This window comes from Paenibacillus sp. FSL R10-2796, assembly GCF_037965315.1.
In the GTDB taxonomy this organism is placed as follows: Bacteria; Bacillota; Bacilli; order Paenibacillales; family Paenibacillaceae; genus Paenibacillus_AQ; species Paenibacillus_AQ odorifer.
The window spans coordinates 1,027,881-1,054,343 of sequence record NZ_CP150178.1 but is presented as its reverse complement, the minus strand read 5'-3'; the positions used below and the strand labels follow the sequence as shown (position 1 = coordinate 1,054,343).

At 51.2% G+C, this 26,463-nt stretch carries 11 protein-coding genes, 9 tRNA genes and 3 rRNA genes; 1 reads left to right on the top strand and 22 read right to left on the bottom strand.

All coding sequences use genetic code 11. The features are described from left to right. Positions 1 to 5 precede the first annotated feature (5 nt). From NST58_RS04705 to NST58_RS04650, 12 genes are all read right to left on the bottom strand, one after another. A tRNA-Gln gene (locus NST58_RS04705) sits at positions 6 to 80 on the bottom strand. 16 nt (positions 81 to 96) lie between these two features. Continuing rightward, positions 97 to 174 (bottom strand) — tRNA-Asp (locus NST58_RS04700). A 25-nt stretch (positions 175 to 199) separates the two neighbouring features. Beyond that, positions 200 to 276 (bottom strand) — tRNA-Met (locus NST58_RS04695). A gap of 71 nt (positions 277 to 347) precedes the next feature. Then, positions 348 to 424, bottom strand: a tRNA-Met gene (locus NST58_RS04690). Between the two features lie 15 nt (positions 425 to 439). Then, positions 440 to 515, bottom strand: a tRNA-Val gene (locus NST58_RS04685). Between the two features lie 6 nt (positions 516 to 521). Continuing rightward, positions 522 to 593 (bottom strand) — tRNA-Glu (locus tag NST58_RS04680). A 16-nt stretch (positions 594 to 609) separates the two neighbouring features. Then, a tRNA-Ser gene (locus tag NST58_RS04675) sits at positions 610 to 702 on the bottom strand. 5 nt (positions 703 to 707) lie between these two features. Further along, a tRNA-Asn gene (locus tag NST58_RS04670) sits at positions 708 to 783 on the bottom strand. A gap of 3 nt (positions 784 to 786) precedes the next feature. Beyond that, positions 787 to 863, bottom strand: a tRNA-Ile gene (locus NST58_RS04665). 57 nt (positions 864 to 920) lie between these two features. Beyond that, positions 921 to 1,037 (bottom strand): 5S ribosomal RNA (rrf, locus tag NST58_RS04660). A gap of 73 nt (positions 1,038 to 1,110) precedes the next feature. Further along, positions 1,111 to 4,036, bottom strand: a 23S ribosomal RNA gene (locus NST58_RS04655). A gap of 262 nt (positions 4,037 to 4,298) precedes the next feature. Further along, positions 4,299 to 5,856 (bottom strand): 16S ribosomal RNA (locus NST58_RS04650). Together the 16S, 23S and 5S rRNA genes with 9 tRNA genes alongside form the textbook arrangement of a ribosomal RNA operon. A 472-nt stretch (positions 5,857 to 6,328) precedes the next feature. Here NST58_RS04650 and NST58_RS04645 point away from each other — a divergent pair. Continuing rightward, positions 6,329 to 6,616 (top strand): hypothetical protein, encoded by a 288-nt coding sequence (locus NST58_RS04645; RefSeq protein WP_076302934.1) that lies wholly within the window; start codon positions 6,329 to 6,331, stop codon positions 6,614 to 6,616. A 44-nt stretch (positions 6,617 to 6,660) separates the two neighbouring features. On the opposite strand, the gene NST58_RS04640 is transcribed toward NST58_RS04645, so the two are convergent. The 10 genes from NST58_RS04640 to NST58_RS04595 form a co-directional block, all read right to left on the bottom strand. Next, positions 6,661 to 9,408, bottom strand: coding sequence for an alpha-mannosidase (locus NST58_RS04640; protein WP_339246513.1), 2,748 nt, complete (start codon positions 9,406 to 9,408; stop codon positions 6,661 to 6,663). 21 nt (positions 9,409 to 9,429) lie between these two features. Next, the gene (locus tag NST58_RS04635; RefSeq protein WP_339246510.1) at positions 9,430 to 12,648 is read right to left on the bottom strand and encodes an alpha-amylase family protein; all 3,219 of its coding nucleotides are present in this window, start codon (positions 12,646 to 12,648) and stop codon (positions 9,430 to 9,432) included. After that, positions 12,588 to 13,907, bottom strand: a complete 1,320-nt coding sequence (locus NST58_RS04630; RefSeq protein WP_076098666.1) for a glycoside hydrolase family 125 protein — start codon at positions 13,905 to 13,907, stop codon at positions 12,588 to 12,590. Before NST58_RS04630 ends, NST58_RS04635 begins: the two co-directional genes overlap by 61 nt. A 36-nt stretch (positions 13,908 to 13,943) precedes the next feature. Then, entirely contained in the window at positions 13,944 to 17,102 is a 3,159-nt protein-coding gene (locus NST58_RS04625) for an alpha-mannosidase (protein ID WP_339246507.1), read from the bottom strand. 4 nt (positions 17,103 to 17,106) lie between these two features. Then, entirely contained in the window at positions 17,107 to 19,401 is a 2,295-nt protein-coding gene (locus NST58_RS04620) for a glycoside hydrolase family 3 N-terminal domain-containing protein (protein WP_339246504.1), read from the bottom strand. Continuing rightward, a complete protein-coding gene (locus tag NST58_RS04615; RefSeq protein WP_248549462.1) occupies positions 19,398 to 20,321 on the bottom strand; it encodes a carbohydrate ABC transporter permease in 924 nt (307 codons plus the stop codon). The genes NST58_RS04620 and NST58_RS04615 overlap by 4 nt, the downstream gene beginning before the upstream one ends. Before the next feature lie 24 nt (positions 20,322 to 20,345). Beyond that, the gene (locus NST58_RS04610) at positions 20,346 to 21,275 is read right to left on the bottom strand and encodes an ABC transporter permease subunit (protein WP_036684959.1); all 930 of its coding nucleotides are present in this window, start codon (positions 21,273 to 21,275) and stop codon (positions 20,346 to 20,348) included. A 100-nt stretch (positions 21,276 to 21,375) separates the two neighbouring features. Next, positions 21,376 to 22,878: an ABC transporter substrate-binding protein gene (locus NST58_RS04605; protein WP_076130103.1), complete on the bottom strand. Its 1,503-nt coding sequence runs from the start codon at positions 22,876 to 22,878 to the stop codon at positions 21,376 to 21,378. A 175-nt stretch (positions 22,879 to 23,053) separates the two neighbouring features. Further along, entirely contained in the window at positions 23,054 to 24,574 is a 1,521-nt protein-coding gene (locus NST58_RS04600; protein ID WP_076105357.1) for a response regulator transcription factor, read from the bottom strand. After that, a complete protein-coding gene (locus NST58_RS04595; protein WP_076208103.1) occupies positions 24,567 to 26,390 on the bottom strand; it encodes a sensor histidine kinase in 1,824 nt (607 codons plus the stop codon). The genes NST58_RS04600 and NST58_RS04595 overlap by 8 nt, the downstream gene beginning before the upstream one ends. Between the last annotated feature and the right edge of the window lie 73 nt (positions 26,391 to 26,463).

The following is a 26,463-nucleotide window of genomic DNA, read 5'->3' as shown; positions in this document are numbered from 1 at the left end:
ATAAATGGCTGGGGATATAGGATTTGAACCTATGCATGACGGAGTCAAAGTCCGTTGCCTTACCGCTTGGCTAATCCCCAATAATAATTAACTAAATGGCGGAACCGACGGGATTCGAACCCGCGATCTCCTGCGTGACAGGCAGGCATGTTAGGCCAACTACACCACGGTTCCATAGACATAATGCATAAGTGTAAATTGGTTGCGGGGGCAGGATTTGAACCTGCGGCCTTCGGGTTATGAGCCCGACGAGCTACCGGGCTGCTCCACCCCGCGTCATTAATTAGTATATACTATTCATTTTCACCATACCAGCTTATCCCTAAACATAATGTATAAGAGTAAATTGGTTGCGGGGGCAGGACTTGAACCTGCGACCTTCGGGTTATGAGCCCGACGAGCTACCGGGCTGCTCCACCCCGCGTCAGTGAAAATAATATGGTGGAGGCTGAGGGGATCGAACCCCCGACCCTCTGCTTGTAAGGCAGATGCTCTCCCAGCTGAGCTAAGCCTCCATGATATGACCCGTATGGGATTCGAACCCATGTTACCTCCGTGAAAGGGAGGTGTCTTAACCCCTTGACCAACGGGCCATGCTAATAATTTTTATGGCGGAGAGAGAGGGATTCGAACCCTCGAGACGCTTGTGGCGCCTACACGATTTCCAATCGTGCTCCTTCGGCCAAACTCGGACACCTCTCCATAAATGGCTCCCCGAACAGGACTCGAACCTGTGACAACTCGATTAACAGTCGAGTGCTCTACCAACTGAGCTATCAGGGAATATGGTGGGCCTTAGTGGACTCGAACCACCGACCTCACCCTTATCAGGGGTGCGCTCTAACCAGCTGAGCTAAAGGCCCTTCTAAGACATATTAATATTAAGGGCAAAAAAAATACCACGGGTAATGTGGTTGTCCGCTTGGCGGCGTCCTACTCTCCCAGGACCCTTCGGTCCAAGTACCATCGGCGCTGGAGGGCTTAACGGTCGTGTTCGGGATGGGTACGTGTGGAACCCCTCCGCTATCGCCACCAAACGGGCATTTACAGCGTAAATGCTCAGGCTTGATGCCTGAAAACTGAATCCGAAACGAATTTGCATTCTAAGTATAGGATAAGCCCTCGACCGATTAGTATTGGTCAGCTCCATGCATTGCTGCACTTCCACCTCCAACCTATCTACCTCGTCGTCTTCAAGGGGTCTTACTAATTGGGAAATCTCATCTTGAGGGGGCTTCACGCTTAGATGCTTTCAGCGCTTATCCCGTCCGTACGTAGCTACCCAGCCATGCTCCTGGCGGAACAACTGGTGCACCAGCGGTACGTCCATCCCGGTCCTCTCGTACTAAGGACAGCTCCTCTCAAATTTCCTGCGCCCACGACAGATAGGGACCGAACTGTCTCACGACGTTCTGAACCCAGCTCGCGTACCGCTTTAATGGGCGAACAGCCCAACCCTTGGGACCTACTTCAGCCCCAGGATGCGATGAGCCGACATCGAGGTGCCAAACCTCCCCGTCGATGTGGACTCTTGGGGGAGATAAGCCTGTTATCCCCAGGGTAGCTTTTATCCGTTGAGCGATGGCCCTTCCATGCGGTACCACCGGATCACTAAGTCCGACTTTCGTCCCTGCTCGACTTGTAGGTCTCGCAGTCAAGCTCCCTTATGCCTTTGCACTCTGCGAATGATTTCCAACCATTCTGAGGGAACCTTGGAACGCCTCCGTTACTCTTTAGGAGGCGACCGCCCCAGTCAAACTGCCCGCCTGACACGGTCCCCGTACCCGGTAAGGGTACTAGGTTAGAACCTAGATACGATCAGGGTGGTATCCCAACGGCGCCTCGACCGAAGCTTGCGCTCCGATTTCTACGGCTCCCACCTATCCTGTACAGATCGTACCCAAATTCAATATCAAGCTGCAGTAAAGCTCCATGGGGTCTTTCCGTCTTGTCGCGGGTAACCTGCATCTTCACAGGTATTAAAATTTCACCGGATCTCTCGTTGAGACAGCGCCCAAGTCGTTACGCCATTCGTGCGGGTCAGAATTTACCTGACAAGGAATTTCGCTACCTTAGGACCGTTATAGTTACGGCCGCCGTTTACTGGGGCTTCGGTTCATAGCTTGGGTTACCCCTAACCACTCCCCTTAACCTTCCAGCACCGGGCAGGCGTCAGCCCGTATACTTCGCCTTGCGGCTTCGCACAGACCTGTGTTTTTGCTAAACAGTCGCTTGGGCCTTTTCACTGCGGCCCCCTCGTGCTATTCACACTACCGGGGCACCCCTTCTCCCGAAGTTACGGGGTCATTTTGCCGAGTTCCTTAACGAGAGTTCTTCCGCGCGCCTTAGAATTCTCTTCTCGCCTACCTGTGTCGGTTTGCGGTACGGGCACCTTCTCCTGGCTAGAGGCTTTTCTTGGCAGTGTGAGATCATGACCTTCGCTACTATAATTTTCGCTCCCCATCACAGCCCAGCCTTAATGATGTGCGGATTTGCCTACACATCAGCCTCACTGCTTAGACGGACATCCATCAGTCCGCGTCACTACCCTCCTGCGTCACCCCATCGCTCATAGCGGATTACGGTGGTACAGTAATTTCAAACTGTTGTCCTTCGACTACGCCTTTCGGCCTCGCCTTAGGTCCCGACTTACCCTGAGCGGACGAGCCTTCCTCAGGAAACCTTGGGCTTTCGGCGGATCAGATTCTCACTGATCTTTTCGTTACTCATACCGGCATTCTCACTTGTGTAGTGTCCAGCGCTCTTTTCAGTACACCTTCAACCCCTACACAACGCTCCCCTACCCCAGATACATAGTATCTAGCCATAGCTTCGGTGGTGTGTTTAGCCCCGTTACATTTTCGGCGCAGAGTCACTCGACCAGTGAGCTATTACGCACTCTTTCAATGGTGGCTGCTTCTAAGCCAACATCCTGGTTGTCTGTGCAACTCCACATCCTTTCCCACTTAACACACACTTGGGGACCTTAGCTGATGGTCTGGGCTGTTTCCCTTTTGACAATGGATCTTAGCACTCACTGTCTGACTCCCGGCAATAAGTATATGGCATTCGGAGTTTGACTGAGCTTGGTAATCCTTGCGGACCCCGCACCCAATCAGTGCTCTACCTCCACTACTCTTATACCGAGGCTAGCCCTAAAGCTATTTCGGGGAGAACCAGCTATCTCCGAGTTCGATTGGAATTTCTCCGCTACCCCCACCTCATCCCCGCACTTTTCAACGTACGTGGGTTCGGGCCTCCAGTGCGTGTTACCGCACCTTCACCCTGGACAGGGGTAGATCACACGGTTTCGGGTCTACGTCCACATACTAAATCGCCCTATTCAGACTCGCTTTCGCTGCGGCTCCACCTTCTCGGCTTAACCTTGCATGTTAAACGTAACTCGCCGGTTCATTCTACAAAAGGCACGCCATCACCCATTAATAGGGCTCTGACTTTTTGTAAGCACACGGTTTCAGGTTCTATTTCACTCCCCTTCCGGGGTGCTTTTCACCTTTCCCTCACGGTACTGTTTCACTATCGGTCGCCAGGTAGTATTTAGCCTTAGCAGATGGTCCTGCTGGATTCATACGGGGTTTCACGTGCCCCGCACTACTCGGGATCCGTCTCGGAGAGAATACAGTTTAGGTTACAGGGCTTTTACCTCTATCGCGGGCCTTTCCAGACCTCTTCACCTACCATATTCCTTTGTAACTCCATGTGAGACGTCCCACAACCCCTAAGAGCAAGCTCTTAGGTTTAGGCTGTTCCGCGTTCGCTCGCCGCTACTGACGGAATCACTATTGTTTTCTCTTCCTCAGGGTACTTAGATGTTTCAGTTCCCCTGGTCTGCCTCTACACATTTCCTATGTATTCAGAAATGAGTAACTGCGAATTACCACAGCTGGGTTTCCCCATTCGGACACCCCCGGATCAAAGCTTGCTTACAGCTCCCCGAGGCAGTTTCGTTGTTCGCCACGTCCTTCGTCGGCTCCTGGCGCCTAGGCATCCTCCGTGTGCTCTTATTAGCTTAACCTTGATTTTTCCGCAGGAAAATATCATACGATGACATTCTCTTTGGAATCATCTCACTAATAACATTTACTTGTTTACACAAGTTGCTAAAAGATGTTCTAAAACGCAAATTCGTTTCGGTATCCAGTTTTCAAGGATCAAGTCTTACTTGAGAGCTTAAACTCTCAAAACTGAGCAACGAGTGAGTAACAGGCCTAAACCTGAGTTTTGGAAGCTGAGCTTCCGATTTGAATGTCCTCATTGCAGAGAACGATTCTCCATAGAAAGGAGGTGATCCAGCCGCACCTTCCGATACGGCTACCTTGTTACGACTTCACCCCAATCATCTACCCCACCTTCGGCGGCTGGCTCCCTTGCGGGTTACCCCACCGACTTCGGGTGTTGTAAACTCTCGTGGTGTGACGGGCGGTGTGTACAAGACCCGGGAACGTATTCACCGCGGCATGCTGATCCGCGATTACTAGCAATTCCGACTTCATGCAGGCGAGTTGCAGCCTGCAATCCGAACTGAGACCGGCTTTGATGGGATTGGCTCCACCTCGCGGCTTCGCTTCCCGTTGTACCGGCCATTGTAGTACGTGTGTAGCCCAGGTCATAAGGGGCATGATGATTTGACGTCATCCCCACCTTCCTCCGGTTTGTCACCGGCAGTCACTCTAGAGTGCCCAACATTACTTGCTGGCAACTAAAGTTAAGGGTTGCGCTCGTTGCGGGACTTAACCCAACATCTCACGACACGAGCTGACGACAACCATGCACCACCTGTCTCCTCTGTCCCGAAGGCCGCCACTATCTCTAGCAGATTCAGAGGGATGTCAAGACCTGGTAAGGTTCTTCGCGTTGCTTCGAATTAAACCACATACTCCACTGCTTGTGCGGGTCCCCGTCAATTCCTTTGAGTTTCAGTCTTGCGACCGTACTCCCCAGGCGGAGTGCTTACTGTGTTAACTTCGGCACCAAGGGTATCGAAACCCCTAACACCTAGCACTCATCGTTTACGGCGTGGACTACCAGGGTATCTAATCCTGTTTGCTCCCCACGCTTTCGCGCCTCAGCGTCAGTTACAGCCCAGAAAGTCGCCTTCGCCACTGGTGTTCCTCCACATATCTACGCATTTCACCGCTACACGTGGAATTCCACTTTCCTCTTCTGTACTCAAGCCACCCAGTTTCCAGTGCGACCTCAGGTTGAGCCCAAGGTTTAAACACCAGACTTAAATAGCCGCCTGCGCGCGCTTTACGCCCAATAATTCCGGACAACGCTTGCCCCCTACGTATTACCGCGGCTGCTGGCACGTAGTTAGCCGGGGCTTTCTTCTCAGGTACCGTCACTCCGGTAACAGTTACTCTACCGGACGTTCTTCCCTGGCAACAGAGCTTTACGATCCGAAAACCTTCATCACTCACGCGGCGTTGCTCCGTCAGGCTTTCGCCCATTGCGGAAGATTCCCTACTGCTGCCTCCCGTAGGAGTCTGGGCCGTGTCTCAGTCCCAGTGTGGCCGTTCACCCTCTCAGGTCGGCTACGCATCGTCGCCTTGGTGGGCCGTTACCCCACCAACTAGCTAATGCGCCGCAGGCCCATCCCTCAGTGACAGATTGCTCCGTCTTTCATTCTTCTCTCAGGAGAAAAAAGAAATTATCCGGTATTAGCTACCGTTTCCGGTAGTTATCCCAGTCTGAAGGGCAGGTTGCCTACGTGTTACTCACCCGTCCGCCGCTAAGTTATTTTGAAAGCAAGCTTTCAAAATAACTCCGCTCGACTTGCATGTATTAGGCACGCCGCCAGCGTTCGTCCTGAGCCAGGATCAAACTCTCCAATTAGTATTGAAAAGAGCGATATGCTCATTTTGAAACATCTGACGAGAAAATTAATTCTCTAATTTGGATTTCACTTGCGTGATTTCCTACTCACTCGTTGTTCAGTTTTCAAAGATCAAGTTCTCGTTGGTGCCATTTAATGTCTCAGCAGCAACTCTTATACTATATCATGTTCGGCTATTTAATGTCAAGCTCTTTTTTTAACTTCTTTTTCGAGCTCGGCATGTGTACTTCTTGGCCGGACTTAGAATATATCATGTATAGAGATCCATTGCAAGCTTTATTTTAAAAAAACTAAACACATACTTCTCCGCAATTGTATCGCAACCGTATTCCCCTTTTCCGCGTCTATCTATTTAACATCAGAGCCCCTTCATACATAGGTATCAATTCCATTATTTTTTGGCAAAGAGGTGATTCATATAAAGACCTTGCATGATCTCTAGCTTCCCTCTAAAAGGAGGTTGGAGAATCAATGAGCAGAAGTGTGAAAAAGCAACCCGTGTGCAGCGACCAACAGAAAGATGGTTCATCATGGGCTAAAAAACAAGCCAATAAAGCCGTCCGCCGTTACCCTGGCGACATCCCTAAAGGGAAATGGTATCAGAAACTGTATAACAGCTGGAACATTTGCGACTACAGCTTTTACCAAACTAAACAGCAGGCGATTCATGAATGGGAAACAAACAATTGGATCCAGATGAGATTCCCCTCCCGCCAAGAGGCCATTCAAGATTGGCACAAGTCTTATAGAAGAAAGTAAATCAAAAGATGCCCCGGCAGGGAAGCCCCGGGACATCTTTTTACTTAGAAGCTTAATTTCGCACCTACAGTTACAATCTCAGATGGTCCGACCTCTAAGTGGTGAACCGAAGACGTTGCTCCTTGTAAAGCAGGGTTAGGCTGCTCTAAGATATTGCTTTTAAATAAATACTCTTGAGGACTGTTCACTTTCAGTTGCAACTCTGTCTGCTGAGCGGACATATTGTACCAACGCAAAAACAAGTCGCCGGAAGCTCCGTTCATTTTCATGGATGAGAAGGCCATGTTGTCTCCCTCCCAAACCAATGGGGTATATCCAGAGTTCAACTTCCCGCTATGCAGGCCGGTCTGACATACCGTCCAAGGAGTCTGGAATTGATAGGCCTCTGTAAATGCCCGTTGTTCACTTCCCTCACCAGAATGAGGAATCAGCTCCAGTTGTGCTGTGTATTCGCCCAGGCACTGAGCTTCCGGTGTTGGGAACCAGCCCCAATCCCCCAATTCCCCTACGCTGCGTAGCAAGGTGACGGCAATAGTATTGCGTCCATCCCGCAGAACCTCATATTCGTTCAATCCCTGATTGGCTACCGTAAGTCCTACATCGCCATTGCTGACATCCACAAAGGATTGCTGATGTTGAGTGTTGCTCGGATTTGCCCATTCTGGTGCTGGATTATTATCTCGGGTAGCCACTTCAAACATAGAATCCACACGATGCACATCGGTAGACAGATCGGTCGGGAACAACATTCGTATCCGGTGATCCTTGGCTTGGTTATTAATTGTGGATTCAATATGCACACCTTTGCCTTCCCGCTCCAGCGATACGACGGTACGAAGCTTCAAAACCACCGTATTTACACTCCGCTGCGCTTTACGCTCAGGATAATACACAAGTGCACGCTGTTCCGCCTCCAAGGTGTCATCCGCCGAAGCCGGAATCTCCCAATCTATTCGGATCTCAATGGCCGCACGGAAGGGAGAGTCTTCAATCTCCTTAATAACTGCAGGCTGGCCTTTGGTCGTCAGCGCTTGTTCACCTTCTGGCTGCTTGTACATGTATTCATTGCCTACATCTCCGGTATTCTCGTAAATCCCCAACTCACGATAAGTGGTACCGCTATGCTTATCCAATAACGTAAATGAACCATCCTCAGCAACAACTACCTTGAGAGATGCATTCTCCAAGCTGCGCTCTCCTTCTATTAAAGAGCTTTCCTGAGTGGATTCCGTAGTTGATTGTACCCAAGCGTAAGTACAGAGCCCAAGTGCAGGCACATTGCGTGCTTCAAAAGTAAGTCTCACCTTGCGGCACATATACGGCTGGCGGAATTGGTCATCAGGCAGATCATAACCAAAGCTTAAACCCAGATCTTCCACTGTAGACGCTAATTCCTCCCCTGTGTGATCGACGAGAATCCTGCCGGACAAATCAACAGCCAGCATTCTGCGGGCGGTCTCATCCAAAGGATAACCCTCGCGCAGATATAACCGTTCAGCATCCAGCTCTATAGTTACCGTTCCCGTACGCTTCCACCCCGTGGTATTCATCACTATAAAAGGAACTGCATCTTCCCCGTATGCGGAAAAGCCAGAAGTCTCCACTTGATCTGCGATAAACTTAGCACTGTCATCTATGATGCTCTCAGCAACATGCCGGCTTTTATCAAAACGAGTTACCATCTCACGATGCACTTCATCCACACTACAACCACAGATACTGTCATGCGGATGGTTCTGCATCAGCGTCTTCCAGGCATAGGTGAATAGATGGTGCGGGTAGTCCTGTCCGGACAGGCGGGCGATGGAGGCCAGCGGCTCGGCTACTTTTTCCAAAAGAGTCTGGCCCAGCTGGTTCATCTGCTTCAAATAAACCCGGGCTGAGGCTGTGTTCACTAAGGTGCCCCATCCGTCTGTACGCTGGCTGCGCAGTTCCCCTGTAACGGTGGAGAGCTCCTGCTGACCCGAGGATAATTGCTGATCCAAGGCTTGCAGATAGTCCGGGAAATTTGAATGCACGAACTTCACTTCAGGGTATAGCTTTTCGGCGGTGCGGATAGCTTCCGGCAAATCCAATTGCAGAGGCTGGTGGTCGCACCCGTTCATGAACAATAACTCCCCCGTTGAAGCATACTTCTCTGCATCAGCAAGCTTACGGTCCCAGAATTCCCGAGCCGCACCTTCCTCAACAGGAACTTCATTGCCGTTAGAATACCAGTTGGCAAATAGGATACCGAGAATTTTGGATCCATCCGGCCCTTCCCAGATCAGCTCGGAGAAAGAGGACTCATAACCTGCATCCGATACAGTGTTGTTAAATCCCGTAGGCTTCACCCCGCGTCCAAAAAAAGCATTCGTAATCCCTGACTGCAACATCAGCTGCGGAGTCTGTCCGACCAATCCAAAGGTATCAGGAAAATAACCGATTTTGGAAGGCTCACCGTATTTCTCGGCATCCTGATGGCCGATCTGCATATTCCGCACATTTGCCTCGCCGCTCGTCAGGAATGCATCCTGCAAAATGTACCAAGGTCCAATCAAGATTCGCCCATCCCGGATATACTTCTCCAGCTTCTCTTTGTTCTCTGGCCGAACCTGAAGATAATCCTCCAGAATAATGGTTTGCCCATCGAGGTAAAAACTGCGGAAGGCGGAATCTCCGTCCAGCTTGGCAAGCAGTGCATCCACCAGCTGAACCAGACGGACGTGGTGTTTCTCATAGGGCAAATACCATTCACGGTCCCAGTGAGTATGGGACACGATATGGGCTGTTTTGGTTGTTGTGTGGGTCATCTGTGTGTACACCTCAGTTCTTCAGCATTTATTAAGCGTAATGTTAACCTCTTCAGGTCTGTAGACAGCTACCAGCTTGCCCGCTGAATCAGCTGCAAACAACACCGAACGTTCTTTCTCCAGTAAAAATGAGTAATGAGCTCCAGTTGCAGGATCTTTTATTTCAAGTTCGGCATCCCAGGCGTATTCAGATACGAAGATATACAATGAACCTTCTGCAAAAGCAAGCTTTCGCCCGTACACACCTGGCAGGTCTCCACCGCTGATCCATTCCAGCCCGGTTTCGATACCTGCGGCTTGTGCAGCATATTGGTAGAGCGCGGCGATCGGCTCGTCGCGGTCATTCAGTTCTAAAGGTAGCGGGCACCAGATCAGGCGACCTGTGCCAAGCTGGCGTTCGATGAGGTGATCACCCACACCACCTGAGCTAGACGAATCAACATCTGCATTTGCTGGCGTTTCTTTGACTAGCTCCGCGATTCGCTTCTGTCCATAGGACACCGCAAACTTGCGTCCGTTCAATAGAAGCTGCTCCTCACGGCGCATGTTGCCAAGTTTACGGGCTCCTACTATTGCGTCCATACGATCCGAAGGCTGCCAATACGCATCAACCCCCAATGCTCCAGTAATGAGCAGAACGGCACCTGTACGCTCCACTATGTCCAGCAATTGCTGAAGGGCGTCATTATCCAGATTGTGCACACTCGGCAGGAGAATCAACTTAGCCGGCTCTGCCTCCAGCGGAGCCAGATCGTATTCCGATACGGCGCGGAAAGGCAAATGAAGCTGATAAGATAAGATCCGCGTCAGGCGGGTAGTCGCATCATAGGCGAGCTTCCGGTTAGAGAAGTCATTAGAGTAAGGGAAAACCACGGCAATCTCTTCCAGCTTCCGCCCGTCAAATAATCCCCCGGCTTCGCCGATGAACCGCCCAAAATCATAAGACACATCCGCTTCCGGCTTCTCAGTCCCATCGGCCCGCAGCGCACCGATCTGTGATTCATTGGCATTATCCATATAAAAGTTCGTGTTCCAGATCCATTGCACAGCCCCGGCACCTCCAGAAGCAAACGCATAGGCATATTTGCGCTCCAGCATGGCCCGCAATTCTTCCTCACTGCGTTTAGCCCGTCCGTCTGGCGTCTCTACGTACATGATGCCGGTCTCCTGAATGAGGTTCGGTTTGTGATGGGTTTTGGCAAAAATTCCATCCCAGAGCAGATTGTCATTCAACCACCAGCTGTGAACAGTGGTGTAATCGACTTCGCGCTCATAAAAGAACGGCGATGGCCGTTGGGCACCTAAAGCCTCATCCTGCCCTACGGTCACTAAATGATCTGGGCAGAGTTCCTTGATAGTCCCGCTAAGCTCCCTTGCCCATACGTTGTGCATGTCCATGGAGAACAGGCAGTAGTCGAGCCAACGTGTGCCGCGCTTCCCGGAATGAATATCCTGCACACTAAAGTTAATCTCTTCTTGCTCAGGAGGTTGTGCAGCCGCAAAATCCGGCAATTCCAGCGGCGTCATATTCCAGCGCTCTTGCAGCGAAGTTATATCACCATGGCGTTCTTCCAGCCAAGCAGAGAAAGCAGCGCGTTCATATTTATCACGCGCCGAGCTCGGTCCGTCCGAGAAAATCCGCGGCGGATCGAACATTGACGGTTCATTGATCAAATCCCAATCGACATGGGTTGTCGTGCGATGCCGTGCAACGATCGAGCGGATGAACCGTTTTTGCGCTTCTACACTGCGCGGATCGAGATAAGGATTCGTCCCTTCCCAAGTCTCGGGCGTAAAGGAGAAGAACGTAAAGGTAACCTGCAGCTCATGCCGCTTCGCAGTCAGTAGAAAAGCATCAATCGCCCGCAGCACTTCTTCCGAGGCATGACCGTCTACCTGCATAATATTGCGGTAGGCTGTCCAGATACCGGTACGAATCCAGTTGATGCCTGCCTTCCGCATCTGTGCCATATCCCGATCCCAGACATCAGCATTTGGCAGGAATAGAAACTTCCGCGCTACGTCAGAGGTCATATAAGTCATGCCGACAACAGGTAAAGGCTGACCGTCTTTGATAAAATAATCTCTTCCAGCCTTAATCGGTTCCCCCTGCGATAACAGGCCCACGTCATATCCCCAAAAGCCTTGACGCAACATCCGCACTTCGCCTTCTTCCGATACAGCATGGCAAGAAAGATGATACAGGCCAGGTTGAATTTCTATAGCAAGCGGTACACGTAGGAAGTTCAGATCGCGACTGACCTCAAGCTTGCACTCGTGAGTGAAACATGGGATAGACTCCCCGTCTTTGCTCAGAGTGATGTTCAGGGTCCACTGCGCTGATGTCGGTGAAGATTGGCTACGGCTTAGCCGCTGACCCTGCAAAAACAGCAGCGGCCGCTCGCCTTCTTCATAAGAAGCATAGTTAGGCTTCAGCCACAGCTCTGTTACTCCCCGAGCGGCAAAGGTTGCCCAGCGGGTTAATGCTTCCGTTCCGCCTTGATTCCAGAAATCAGGCGTAAGCGGTTGGCCGATAAAGATCCAGCGGCCACCGGCAAAAGGCCCGCCGATATGCTCCCACAGCACAGCTGGAGCTGAAACTTCCCTTCCGGCGGCGGTAATGCCCTTAAGCAGCGGATAGATCCGCGTGTCCATGGGTCCACTGGAACCCATCTGCTCCGGCAGGTCACTGCTTTTAGTGACATGCGGCACCAGGTTCCAGGTATCCGACAGGGCCAGCAGCTGCTCATCGCCTACGAAGAGCGGAATGTCTCTAAGCGCGACATGCTGCTGTATGCGATCTGCGCTGCTCACCTGCAGCGCTTCATGGATATGCAGCTGGCGGTGATAGGCAGTCTGCTCAGCTTCGATCCGCCACTCTTCAGCGACTAGGCGGACTGGATGCTTAAACGGGGCACCGCCAATGCTGATCAAGCTGCCGCCTCTGCTCAAATAGGCGACGATGGAAGGCCAAGCCTCCTTCGGGAAGTACGGAGCATGGAAGCTAACGAAGCAGTCCCCGGCCTTGGCGCTGTCCAGCGTTTCGGCCAGCTGTGCTGCATGAACAGGAGGGTCAGTATGATGTATTCCTATAGACTGTGCCTGTTCCGCTGTCAGTCCGCCCGCTGCGGTATACCCGGGAAAAGACGGGTCCGCGAACAGGATGATACGGCCCCCGCTCACAGAATACCTTCCTTCATCGCCCGATAGACAAGCTGCGAGAACAAGCTGTTCGACCATGCAAACCAGCTGCGGGTAAATACACTAGGATCATCCACATGGAAGCCTTCATGCATATATCCGGTTCCGGCATCCGTACTTTCCAGCATCGCAATCAGTTCCAGCTTCTCTTCGGCAGTCTGAGCCGTAATGCCCTGCATGGACAACGCCATATGCCAGATATAGTTCTCCGGAGTGTGCGGGCTGCCGATCCCTTTGGCAGCTGTGCCTTCATAATAGAACGGATTTTCTTTGCTCAATGCGAAACGTCTGGTGTTCTGGTAGATGGGATCATCCGCCGAAGCGTAACCCAGATACGGAATGGAGATCAGTCCGGGCGTTCCCGCATCGTCCATCAGGCAGTAATTGCCGAAGCCGTCGGTCTCATAAGCATAAATCGGACCAAACTCCGGATGGCGATAAATGCCGTAGAGCTTAATGCCATGGTCTACTTCAAATTCCAGCTCTTTAAGTTCAGCCAGGAAGTCTAGATCGCGGAAGACCCACTCCGCGAATTCCTGCATCTGGCGCAGCGCGACAACAGCGAACATATTGCCAGGAATGTTGTAGTGGAAATCACAGGCATCATCGCTGGACCGGAAGCCCGACCAGATCATTCCGGTATAGTTCACCGGCATGCCGAGACCGCTATTGCGCAGAGAATCTTCCGGAATGCCGTTATTGCGGCTGAACCGGTACGGAGACTGCTCGAAATGCCGCTGTTCTCTTTTGAACAAATCGAAAATCTGGCGCATGGCCGACTTGAACCCAGCGTCGAAGAAATCAGTCAGGCCCGTCTCTTTCCAGTAGGTATAAGCGAGGCGCACAACAAAACATAACGAATCAATCTCAAATTTACGCTCCCACACCCATGGCGACATCTCGGTCACATCCGTAGTGTTCCAGTGCCAGTCATTGGCCGACTCATTAAATGCATTGGCGTAAGGATCGATATGAATATACTGAATATGGCGTTTGATAAGACCGCCGATAATGCGCTGGAGATCGGGATCGTTTTTGGCCAGAGGCACGTATTGAATTACCTGCTCCACTGAATCACGCAGCCAGGAGGCCGGAATATCGCCGGTAATCACAAAGGTGGTTCCGTCATCCAGCAGTTTAGTCGTCGTCTCCAGCGTATTCGGAAAACAGTTCTTGAACAGCTGCAACAGCTTCGGGCGATGTGCCAGCTTCTCCTCTGCTTCGGCAAGTACTTCTTGTACAGCCTGCGGCAGCGGCAGCTGGGGCATTGCTATTTTGGGTAATCGGAATTGTTCCAAGTGAGATATGCTCCTTTGCATCTGTGATGTGATTATTTAATTTCTGATGTAGATTGTTTTGATCTCGTAAGGGGCAAAGTGAAGTTCCAATTCACCGCCAGCCGTATGTTCGATCAGTTCCAGCTGCTCTTCCAGAGCATTGGACAGGTAGACGCTCTGAACTGGATACTGCCATTTGAGCTGAACCCGCTCGCGGCCTCCCGAGGATTCGTAGAAACGGAGAACAGTCCCCTGCCCGTCCTCGGATGGCTTAATCGTATCCAGCACCACGTGCTCACCGGAGAATCCGATAAATGAGCCTGTTGGCAGCAGCTGCCCCTGTGTTGATGAAGGGGCAAAAGTATACAGCTCATGATTTAGCTCTGCTGCACGGCGAACAGTATGAGCCTCCCGCCAATCCCCACGGTGCGGATATAGCGAATAGGTGAAGTCGTGCTCGCCGAGATCCGCAGTAACATCCGGCCATTTCGGCGCGCGCAGGAGCGACAAACGAATGGTACTGCCTTGGATGTCATAGCCGTATTTGCAATCATTCAGCAGACTGACGCCATATCCACGTTCCGATACATCCGCAAAACGATGCCCGCAAACCTCATACTGCGCCTGCTCCCAGCTGGTGTTGCGGTGGGTCGGACGTTCCAGCGCACCAAATGGAATCTCGTAAGTCGCCTTATCCGTCACAACATCAATCGGAAACCCTACCTTAAGCAGCTTATGGGCTTCGTTCCAGCTCACCTGCGTCTGGAAATCAATCCGGGGATTATGGTGATGTAGAATCATATCCTGAGTAATCTCGGATTGGCCCAGCTTCCAGCGGAAGCGCAAAATATCCTGCACCGCACCAGTGCGGACCACTGCCTTTTCTATAAGCTCAGCCTCCCCGGCGGGTTGGGCTTCATAACGGTTGTCAATGTCCCAGGCATCCCAAAGCGTCGGACGGTCATGGAAAAAGTGGAAGCGGTTCGCCGGCTCACCGGATTTTACGATCTCCCGGTTTCCTTTTTTATCAAAAAGACTGGTGATTTCTCCCCGCTCGTTAAAGGTAATACGATAATAGTCCGTCTCCCAACGGTCGCCGAAGGGAACAGCTCCTACAGCAGTTTGATTATGTTCAGCAGCCTCAAATTCTGCATTACTTTCATCGGATGTGTTCTGAGACAGATCACGAATCCAGATTGTTTTGTAGCCAAAGGCCGGAATCTCAGGAACGAGAACCGAGACACCAAAAACTGCTGCCTCCTCCGTCAGGACATCTGCTTCCAGCAGTACGTTATCCTCGCCATACACCGCAAAGTTTCCGCTGGCGGCTACTTCTTCGCTGAGAGCAAGTTCGACCACGGCATCCCGCGTCCAACCCAAACCATTAAAAACAATGTAAGGTGTACCCTCGCCTGACGTGTTAATGTTCCCGGCCAATGCCGCAAGCCCCGGCTGAAGCGCAACACGGCCAAGCTCAAACACCTCTGCGTATTCCTTCTCCGAGGTCTCGTATGCTTCGGTAATCGCCGAGCCCGGAATAATATCATGAAACTGGTTCAACAAAATTAGCTTCCAGCCCTGATGCAGCTGCCCGGCAACTACGGCATGTTGCTCCGTGTCCAGCTGCGGCGAAGCTAATGTCTGCCACAGCTCCGCTTCACGGTACAACACTTCCGCCTTGCGGTTGTTCCGCTTGTTGCGGCCGTGCGTAGTGTAGGTGCCGCGGTGCAGCTCCAGATACAGATCGCCCCGCCACTGCGGCAGCTGCGGCTGACTGCGCGTAATGCCCGCGAAGAAATCCGCGGCATTACTGTATTTACTCTCCGGCTGGCCGACCATTAGCTCGGCACGCTGGATATATTCCAGCATCTCGCGGGTGACCCCGCCGCCGCCGTCACCATGCCCATAGAGCAGCATCTGCTCATTATGTTTATCTTTTTCGCGGAAGGACTGATAGTGTTCATGAATATCTTTGGGCAGCGTATTCTCATTGACCCCATGATTCAGGTAAGACAACATCGGCGTGCCGTCAATGCCGACCCAATCGAACAGATCGTAAGGGAAGACATTGGTGTCATTCCAGCCCAGCTTGGTGGTCATAAAATATTTGATGCCACCATGCTGCAGAATCTGCGGCAGAGAAGCACAGTAGCCGAAGGTATCCGGCAGCCACTCAATCTGTGAGGTGCGCCCGAACTCTTCCAGATAAAAGCGTTGGCCATACAACATTTGCCGCATTAGCGATTCTCCGCTCGGAATGTTCAGATCCGGTTCGATCCACATCCCACCGACCAGTTCCCAGCGTCCTTCACGGATGCGTGCCTTGACCTTCTCATAGAGTACCGGGTCATTGTCTTTCAAATATTCGAACAGCAGCGGCTGGCTCTGCGCATATTGATAGTCAGGATATTCGTCCATCAGGGCATTCACCGTCGAGAATGTCCGGCTCGTCTTGCGCACGGTCTCGCGCGCAGGCCACAGCCAGGCAATATCGATATGGGACTGGCCCACCATGTGGATTGTTCCTTCGGCATGACTGCCGATCTCCCCGACTCTGCCCCGCAGCTTCTGCTCGATTCGCGAAATCTCACCACCCTCGCGGATCTCCTGCGTGGTAAGGCCAACGAATTGATCCATTGCCACATACAAAGCTTCCAGCATCCGCTTACGGCGCTGGTCCTGCTCAGGCAGCAGAATTGCCGAATCGCGAATCACTACTGCCGTGTACATTAGACTCTGCACAGGTCTATTCACCAGCACCAGCTGGCTGTGGATCATCCGAATCGGCGGCTGGATCACCGCCTGTTGATTTAATGGGTCCACCGGCTCGGGGACCGGATCGAAGAGTTCGATTTCCAGGTCCAACGGACGGCCAGATGGATCACCTGTCAGGGTCACAAAGGTATGATTGCGGTCAAGTCCTTGCCGCGATTCACCGTTCACCCGCAGCAGCCCTTCCCCACCTGAAGCAAAAATCAGCCCGATGTGGCCCGGCAGCCAGTTAGCCGGAATCTCCAAAGTACGGCGGAAGAAATAGGTCGTTCCTTGCACACTCGGGAACAGATCATAATTGCTGCCGTCCTTATAAGGCTGCAGCTTGTCATACTGTCCCGGCAATTGATACACCGAGGACAGAATCTCCCAATCGCGCAATTCCTCCACCTCTAGCCATTGCTGCTCGGAGAGCTCGCGGATGAAGCGTTTAATGCGTTCCATGTCTTTACCCCCTCACCGTCAAATCGGTGCTCAGTGTATCATTTACATGCTTACCCACCAGCACTTTAAACGCTCCTGGCTCTACAACTGGTCTTAAATCCGGTCCGATATATTGCAATTGCTCCGGTCCTACCGTGAACAACACGGTTTGCTTCTCACCCGGAGCCAACTTGATTTTGTCAAAAGCCTTCAATTCCCTGGCAGGGCGCGTGACCTTACTGGCGACATCTGAAATATACAGTTGCACCACCTCTGCGCCCTCACGGTCTCCTGTATTCTGAACGTCCACGGAAACTGTAGCCGTCTCCCCAGCCGCAATTACTTCCGGTTCCACCTTCAACCCGGAGTACGTAAATTCAGTGTAGCTAAGCCCGAAGCCGAACGGATATTGAGGCTGGGAATCGGCCTCCAGATATCTTTTGCCACGGGAACGTTTGCCGTTGTAATAGACCGGGAGCTGGCCCACATGCTTCGGCACGGATACAGTCAGCTTCCCGGACGGGTTCACATCGCCGAACAGGATATCTGCAACAGCGTGCCCGCCTTCTTGGCCTGGATACCAGGCTTCCAGAATGGCATGTGCATGCTCGTCAATCCAAGGCTCACTCACCGGACGGCCGTTAATATAAACAACGATCACAGGTTTGCCGAGCTGATGAACCTGCTGGATCAGTTCCAGCTGCACTCCCGACAGGGTCAATGACACCCGGTCAATGCCTTCGCCGCAGTCCATATCATTCCAGGCATTCTCCGTCACCTTGGACGCGCCTGTCTTAAGATCAATACTGCCTTCCCCGAAATCGCGTGCACTGGAGCCGCCGACGACCATAACAACGGTATCGGCCTGCTCTGCACAAGCGAGCGCGGCTTCAAAACCTTCGCGCGAATCGCCTTTGATCCGGCAGCCCGGTGCATAGAGCACCCGCTCCGGCTCTGCAGCCAGCTTGCTGCGGATGCCGCTGAGCACGGTCGCTACCTTAGCCGGAGGCTGCGGTGAGGTATAATCGCCGAGCTGGTTATACCCGGCATCGGCGTTAGGGCCAATGACGGCGATCGTGCCGGCGGTCTTGGACAATGGCAGCACACCTGCTTCATTTTTCAGCAGGATGATGCTCTCGCCCGCCACTTGCCGGGCCAGCTCTTGATGCGCTTTGCTGCCGATGACGCGTTCAGCCGCATCGGGATCAGCGAATGGTTGCTCGAACAGGCCCAGCCTGAACTTGAGCGTCAACACACGGCGGACCGCCCGATCCAGCAGTGCCGGGTCCAGCTTGCCTTCACGAACGGCATCCACCAGGTATTTGCCGTACATTTCCCCGGACATCTCCATGTCGATGCCGGCTTCCAGTGACTGCACTGCTGCATCCATGCCATCTTCAGCCACATCATGGCCAGAGGCCAGCATCTCTATAGCTCCGCAGTCGGTAATGATTAGACCCTCAAACCCCCATGCTTCGCGGAGTATATCCTCTAGTAGTTCTGTATTTGTCGTGCAAGGCACGCCGTCTATTTCGTTATAAGCAGGCATAATGGAGACTGCACCCGCTTCGACCGCTTTTTTGAAGGGCAGCAGATCCACTTCCAGCAGTTCACGCCAGCCCATGTGCACAGGTCCGGCATTCCGGCCGCCTTCTGAGCTGCCGTATCCCACAAAATGCTTCAGCGTAGCCCCCACGCTGCCGCCGCTCTGCAAGGATTCCCCCTGCAGACCTTCAACAGCCGCAACCGCCATCTCGCTGATCAGGTAAGCGTCCTCGCCGAAGCACTCCTCGGTGCGGCCCCAGCGGGAATCGCGCACCACATCCAGCACCGGCGAATACGTAACCGCGCCGCCCTGACTGCGTGTCTCCAGCGCTACGGCGCGGCAGACCTCACGATACAGCTCCACATTCCAGGAGCTGCCGAGCGACAGGGGCACCGGGAATACGGTGGCCCCGATCGCCATGTGGCCATGCGAGCATTCCTCGCCGATCAATACAGGAATGCCCAGCCGCGAATGCTCCAGCACATACCGCTGGAGCGTATTCACCGCTTCCGCACCTTCACGCGGAGACAGGCCAGTAGCCAGCGTCACACCGGTCCACGGGTCAGCGCGCAACATCCCGTAAAGCGAGCCTACGCCGCCCCCGGCAACCTTCTCCTTGAAGCTTTCTGTCAAGGTCATCTTACCGTCTCTATGTTCATAGGCCTGCCAGCCAAAAGGCTGAATCAGCTGACCGGCCTTCTCTTCCAAAGTCATCAGTCCGAGCAGATGCTCCGCCCGTTCTTCAGCAGGTAAATTCGGGTTTGTATAACTCATTCCTTAACAGCCCCTATGGTAAGACCTTGAATGAAATAACGCTGGAAGAACGGATAGGCAAAAATAATCGGCCCTGTCGCCAGCACGACCATCGCCATCCGCGATGTATCCTGCGGCATGGAGCGAAGAGCTTCCAGACTTAGCGAACTGTTCTGGGAGTTCTGCAAAATAAACTGCATACTGGTCTCGATCCGCATCAGCATCGATTGCAGCGGGACTAAATTCGGGTTGTCGATGTACAGCAGCGCATTGAACCAGTCATTCCAATAGCCGAGGGTGCTGAACAAAGCAATCGTAGCCAGACCGGGCAGTGATAAAGGCAACACCAATTTCAGGAAGATACGGAACTCGCCCGCCCCGTCGATTTTGCCGGATTCGATAATGGCATCAGGCACACTCGTGCTGTAGAAGGTGCGCAGAATCATAATGTAAAAAGCATTCACCGCCAGCGGCAAAATCAGCGCCCAGATCGTATCCTTCAGGCTTAGAAACTGCGTAACGATAATATAAGTCGGCACAAGTCCACCGTTGAACAACATGGTAAAAAACGCGAAGAACGAGAAAAAATTGCGGTAACGGAAGCTTTTCCGGGAAATCGCATACGCATAAAAAGCGATAAACAAAAGGCTGATGATCGTCCCGATCACCGTTACAAAAATCGTCACACCATAGGAACGCAGCAGCATATCTCCGGATTCAAACACATAACGGTATGCGCCGAGACTCCATTTTGCCGGAATCAGCTTATAGCCATCCCGCGCCAGCGCCACCTCATCGGTGAAGGAGATGATCACGACGAACAGAAACGGAAACACGCACAGAAATGCAAAGATGCCGGCTATCAGATTAAAAGTGATATTCCAGGGCGTTGAGAGATGGTGGAAATCACGTTCTTTTTTAGTCTTAGTAATGGAAGACATATGGCCCACTCCTTTCATGAGGTTCTAGAACAAAGCGCTATCCTTGTTATATTTGCGGACAATATAGTTGGAGGTCATGACTAGCGTAAAGCCGACAACCGATTGATACAGACCTGCGGCAGTGCTCATACCAATCTCACCCGTTGTTTTGAGGCCTTGATAGACATAGGTATCAATAACATTCGTGACACTGTAGAGCGTACCGGAATTACGAGGCACCTGGTAAAAGAGACCGAAGTCGGCGTAGAAGATTTTACCGATGGCCAGCAGGGTCATGATCGTGATAATTGGACTCAGCAACGGCAGTGTAATATTGCGAATCTGTTGGAACTTACTAGCTCCGTCGATCATCGCCGCTTCATACAGCGACTTGTCGATCCCCATAATAGCTGCGAGATAAACTACGCTGTTGTAACCAACTGCTTTCCACAGATAGACTAGGATCAGGATGAACGGCCAGTAGGCTTTTTCCGAGTACCACTGAATTGACTCTGCGCCAAAAAAGCCCATGATCTGGTTCAGCATCCCGCGTTCGGAGCTCAGGAAACTAAATGCAAAATAGCCGACAACGACCCATGACAGGAAGTAGGGCAGGAACATGCCGGTCTGATACACTTTGGCCAGCTTCTTGTTCACAATCTCGGACAGCACAATCGCCATCAGAACCGACAAGATCAAGCCAAGCAGGATAAATGCTCCATTGTAGAGCAAGGTGTTGCGGGTAATAATGTACGCGTCATTGGTGGTGAACAAAAACTTGAAGTTGTCTAACCCCACCCATTTGCTGTTGATAATACTCGCCCAGAAGCCGTCGCGGCTAAAGCGGTATTCCTTGAAAGCAATAATCGTCCCTATCATCGGCAGGTAAGAGAAAAAGAGAAACCAAAGCGCACCTGGTAAAACCATGAGCAGCATAATCTTGTTATTCATAATATTTTTTATAAATCCGCTGATTGTCTTCACACTTAGATCCCTCCTGTATGTCCTTATATTTCAAAAAAAGACCGGGTCCAGAGGCCACGCCCCTGCCCCGATCTTCTCTTACGTTGATGTTTTACTTGTTGTTGGACGCTTTCCAGGCATCAATTTGCGATTGCGCTTCAGCGATAATTTTGTCCAAACCAGCTGCCTTGAATTTCTCAATAGCTTTCGGTAGATACTCGTCAGGATCAACGGTTCCAGTCATCAGTGGTGACCAGTATTCTTCTTTTACGTTCTGAACCGCAGCGATTTCAGTAGTCACCTTGGAAGTGTCGAAGTTAAAACCAAGCAGCGGTGCATTTACACCGGATTCATTAAACTTTTTGAACTCTTCCCATTTGTTCTCAGGGTCACCCTCGTTCAAATAGTTGATCATGATATTGCCCAGCGAGAAGGTTGGCATGTCATAGTTCTTGGATTCATCCAGGTTCTTCATGGAATTCTCACCAGTCTTCTCGTAGTGCACGCCTTCGATTCCGGAGTCAATCATGTTGCGCAGCACCGGATCGGTGTTGAGCAGGTTCAGGAACTCCATCGCTTTCTCCGGATATGCGGAGTTAGCCGAGATGGCTTGCATCGAACCCATAACGGACCAGTTGTAAATGTAAGGTTTGCCAGCTGGCGTGGAAACTACAGGATAGCCGTAGCTTGCCGACCACAGATTGTCCGCCATCGGCTGGGTAGCCGCACGATCCATGAACCAGTTCGAAGATTTGTAGAGATCATCCACCGAAGTTGTAGTTGCTACTTCCGGCGAGATATAACCTGCCTTGTAATATTTGCGAACGGTTTCAAGAGTGCTTTTGAGTTCTGGTGTTTCCAGAATGTTCACGATCTTGTAATCCTTCGTGTCCATATAAACAGCCATTGGCATCTTTTCAATGATGTAGTCGAACGGCAGCACTGGCATGAAATCCTTCACCATAGCGTAAGGCGTGATGCCCGGTTCATTCTCTTTGATCGTCTTCAGCAGTGGTTCAATGCTTTCCATTGTGTTCACCCCGGAAATGTCGAGGTTATATTTGTCGAGCAGCTCTTTATTAAAGCGCCAAACTTCTTGCGCCGGAAGCTCTTTGTTGGCAGGTACGGCATAATTATGTCCATCTACCTTGGAGCCTTCCAGGAACGCCGGATCAATCGTGTCTACGATGCCTTTTCCATATTCATTAAGCAGGCTGTCCAATTCCATAAAAGCGCCTTTGCGGGCATTTTGCACATAATCGAACGCCCAGGAGCACGTAAAGAGAATGTCCATGGGTTCGCCAGCGGCTACTTTGACCTGCATTTTTTGTGTATAATCACCAAAATCAATCATATTCATCTTCAGGGTGACATTTATCTTCTCTTTAGTGTACTTATTGACTTCTTCCACGACACGGTCCAGATCCTTCTGCGGTCCGCCGATCGTGTACCAGATCAGTTCGACTGGTTTCTCGGATGATGCACCGTCGCCGCCCGCTCCTGAACTGTTAGTTGCCGCGTTGTTTGAATCGCCGCCACATGCGCTGAGCGCAAGCGAGAATGCCATAAGTGATGTCAGTAACAGGGAAAACCTTTTTCTTTTGTTGTTGCCCATTCCTGTATAACCTCCCCTTTGTTTACCTCAAGATCGCTGGCCTAATCCGGAATTAAACCAGCAGCTTTCTCCTTCAAGGACTATCTTTACTGTAATTTATGAAAGCATTTTCAAACAGAAGATAAACTAAATAAATCATGTAGAAAATAAAGAAAAAGCTTGCAGCGGGGGTCCGCTAGACAAGCCCTTTGTACTCCGTAGGAGATATACCGACATGCTTCTTAAATTGTTTGTAAAAATAGCCGGTCTCCCAATAGCCTACTTTGAGAGCGATTTCATGAACTTTAAGTGAGGTATTCCGCAGCAGCTCCTTCGCCTTCTCAATCCGGTATTTATTGATATATTCGGTGAATGACTCATTCACCTCTTTATGGAACAGCTGTCCCAAATACACCGGGTGAATATGGTATTGGGCACCGAGGGTCTTCAGTGACACATCTTCATTGTAGGACTCATGGATATAATTCAGCACCTGCTGCACGACTGGACTCTTTACGTCCCGAACTAAGGCGTCTACCGTAATGGTAGCGGCTTCCTGAATAATCTGAGTCAGTTCATTTATGGAAACTGTAGAGCGAATGAGGCCAAAACCGTCTGCGAAAAGCTCCGGTTCTTCCACATGACGAATCTCCTGCAGCTGCATCTTGAAGCGGATCAACCATTCCATGGCAATGCCTTGCAGCAGCACGGGTGTAATCCCCTCCATCCGCCGCAGCTGCTCAAAATGATCCTGGATCCGCACCAGCAGCGCTTCCTTATCCTTCGCCATAATCAGCTTGAGATCATCTTCCCAATTCAGCGGCATGCCTTGGACGGCAACCTCATGCCTGTCCTGAACTTCCTCATAATGCAGCAAATTCCGCTCTGGAAACAGCATGAAATATTCCTGAGTCATCTTTGCATGGGCATAACTCTGAGCCGCCGCCTCCTCCATCTCCTCCACCGTTCCTACGGACAGACGCATTGGCGGACCGCCAGTTAGGGATAACAGCAGCTGCGCATGAAGCCTTTCCACCGCTTCTTTACCCTGCTGATACTCACTAAGCAGATGCAGCAGCACGGTATCTCCATCCATATCCCGGAATGCAATCAAAGACGGGTTACCGCCTACAACCTCTTCCACCGCCTGAAATAGCTCGGCAGCGTCCTGTTCAGGGCGAAGCAGGGCTACTTGCACCAGCGGCTTATCTAGTCTAAGTCCCAGAAAATCAGTCCGTTCACTGAATTCCTTCGGCCCAATCTGGCACCGCAGCCAGCGGTACATCACATTATCGCGCAGAATGGAAATACTATGCGCATTGAATTGACTCTCTTGACGGGAGACACCCAGCTTCTCGGCGGCAGTCACTAATGTTGCCCGGAACTCTTGCAAATTAATAGGCTTGAGCAGATAATTTTCAATGCCGAGCGCCATTCCTTCCTTAAGATAACCGAACTCATCATAGCCGCTGAGGATAACAACTTTGATCTCCGGCTGAATCTCCCGTACGGCCCGGATCAGATCCAGCCCGTTCATCAGCGGCATGGAAATATCCGTAATCAGAATATCCGCTGGAACAAACCGCAACGACTCCAGCGCTTCCTGTCCGTTCTCGGCGTGGCCGACAATCTCCATCCCCAGTGCTGCCCAATCCACAATGTCATATAATCCTTCGATAATAAAAGGCTCGTCGTCCACAATGAAAATTTTATACATGGTTTGGATCATCCTCTCCCAGATCGGGAAAATACACAGTCACGGTTGTGCCGGTACCCGCTTCGCTTTGTAATTCAATGCCATACTCACTGCCATAAAGCAGCTTCAAACGTTCATGAATACTGCGCAGGCCGAATGATTCCGATTGTTCATCTGGCTGCAAAAGACCTTCTTTGAGCTGGACCAATCTGTCCGGGGCAATCCCCCGCCCATTGTCTGTAACTACCGCACGCAAATATTGGCCATCCTTGGCCACAGCCACACTGATGTGATTATCATTCTTGTCCACTCGCATCCCATGTAGAATGTAGTTTTCAATGATAGGCTGCAGCGACATTTTGAGTACAACTCTTCCGGTAAGCTCTTTCCCGCATTCCATTGTATAAGAGAATTTATCCTTATAACGGATGCGGAACAGCTCCAGATATAAACGGCAGGCCTCTAGTTCATCCTTCATCGTATGCTTGGGTTTCTGGTGAACATAGCTTTTGAACAACACCGACAAGCTGTAGATCATCTCCCCGACATCTGAAGCTCCTTGAGAGATTGCCCTCATTCGGATCACCTCCAAGGTATTGTAGAGAAAATGTGGGTTTACCCTGGCTTCAAGCGCGGCGATTTCGGTATGTTTTTGCTTGATTTCAGCCTTGAACACACGGTCTATATGAAGATTCAGCTCATCCAGCATATCGTTGAAGCTCTTGGAGATCTGCCCCAGCTCGTCTTCTCTGACATCGGTAATCCGGGCATCCAGGTCACCGTTTTTCACTTTGCGGGTGAACTTGATAATTTTATGAGTCCGTCTGGCAAAATTATTGATAAATAAAGTGGGTGTAATAATCGCAAACAACAGGCAGATCAAGCAGATAATGAAGATCATGTTCCGCAATCCCCTATAAGTGGCGGCTAATTCCTGCTTAGGTACAGCACTCAACACAGTAAATCCGCCTTGGGTGTGAGTCTGCTTAGTAATGATCATCCCGCCGACTTCTTCACCATCTGTATAGGCAGAATTCATCTGCTCGGGATAAGGATAGCGCTTTCCATAATAGGTGCCCGAGGTATCAAATAACACATCCCCATCCGCTGCCAGCACCAGAATCTTTCCCTTGAAGTCATCCTTATAATTGCCCATACTCCCCCAGACCTCGCTGGCATCAAAATAGACTAGAAGCTGACCAATGTTGCGAAGTGATATCTTGTTATTGACCGGGGTACGAACCGTAAACATCGGCCCCTCCGGAGATGAGATCGCCTGACTGACCCAAGTGTTTGGAGCGGTGACACTGCCTTCCTCCTCCAGATACAGCGCATCCGGTACGAAAGAGTGGGCTGCATTAGTGGAAATAATCTGAAATTTGCCTTGGTCATTATAGACATACAGCTGCTGTTCAGCTGCACTGTAGAGCATTAAACTGCGGATATCAGGATCATCTTCAACTTGATTGCGAAAAAACTGCACGGTATCCGTCGTAGCATTACTTTCGTTGAAATAGCGGTCCAGCCGGTACCTCACGTAATCTTCATACGGATGCTCCAGCAAATACGACGTATTAGCAGTCAGCTCCGTGTCCCGGTACACGTCCCGCATCATAGACTGTACAGAGTCATATTTCTGCTCAATATAGCTGTTGATGCTCTCCACGGTACGTTTCTGAATCTCCATCTGCCGCTGCACTACAGCCTGAGACATGAGCAAGAACATCAGGTAGGAGAAGGTGATAATGGTGACCACGGCAATGACTGAGAAGAGCAGGATGATTTTCATAAACAGATTATTCTTCAGATACTTTCTGTACAATTTCCCCGGAAACATCAGCAACCTCCTACAGCAGGGGGAAGACTAAGCTTCGCTGCTTGTCATTATGAATAAAGTATAGCATGAGGTG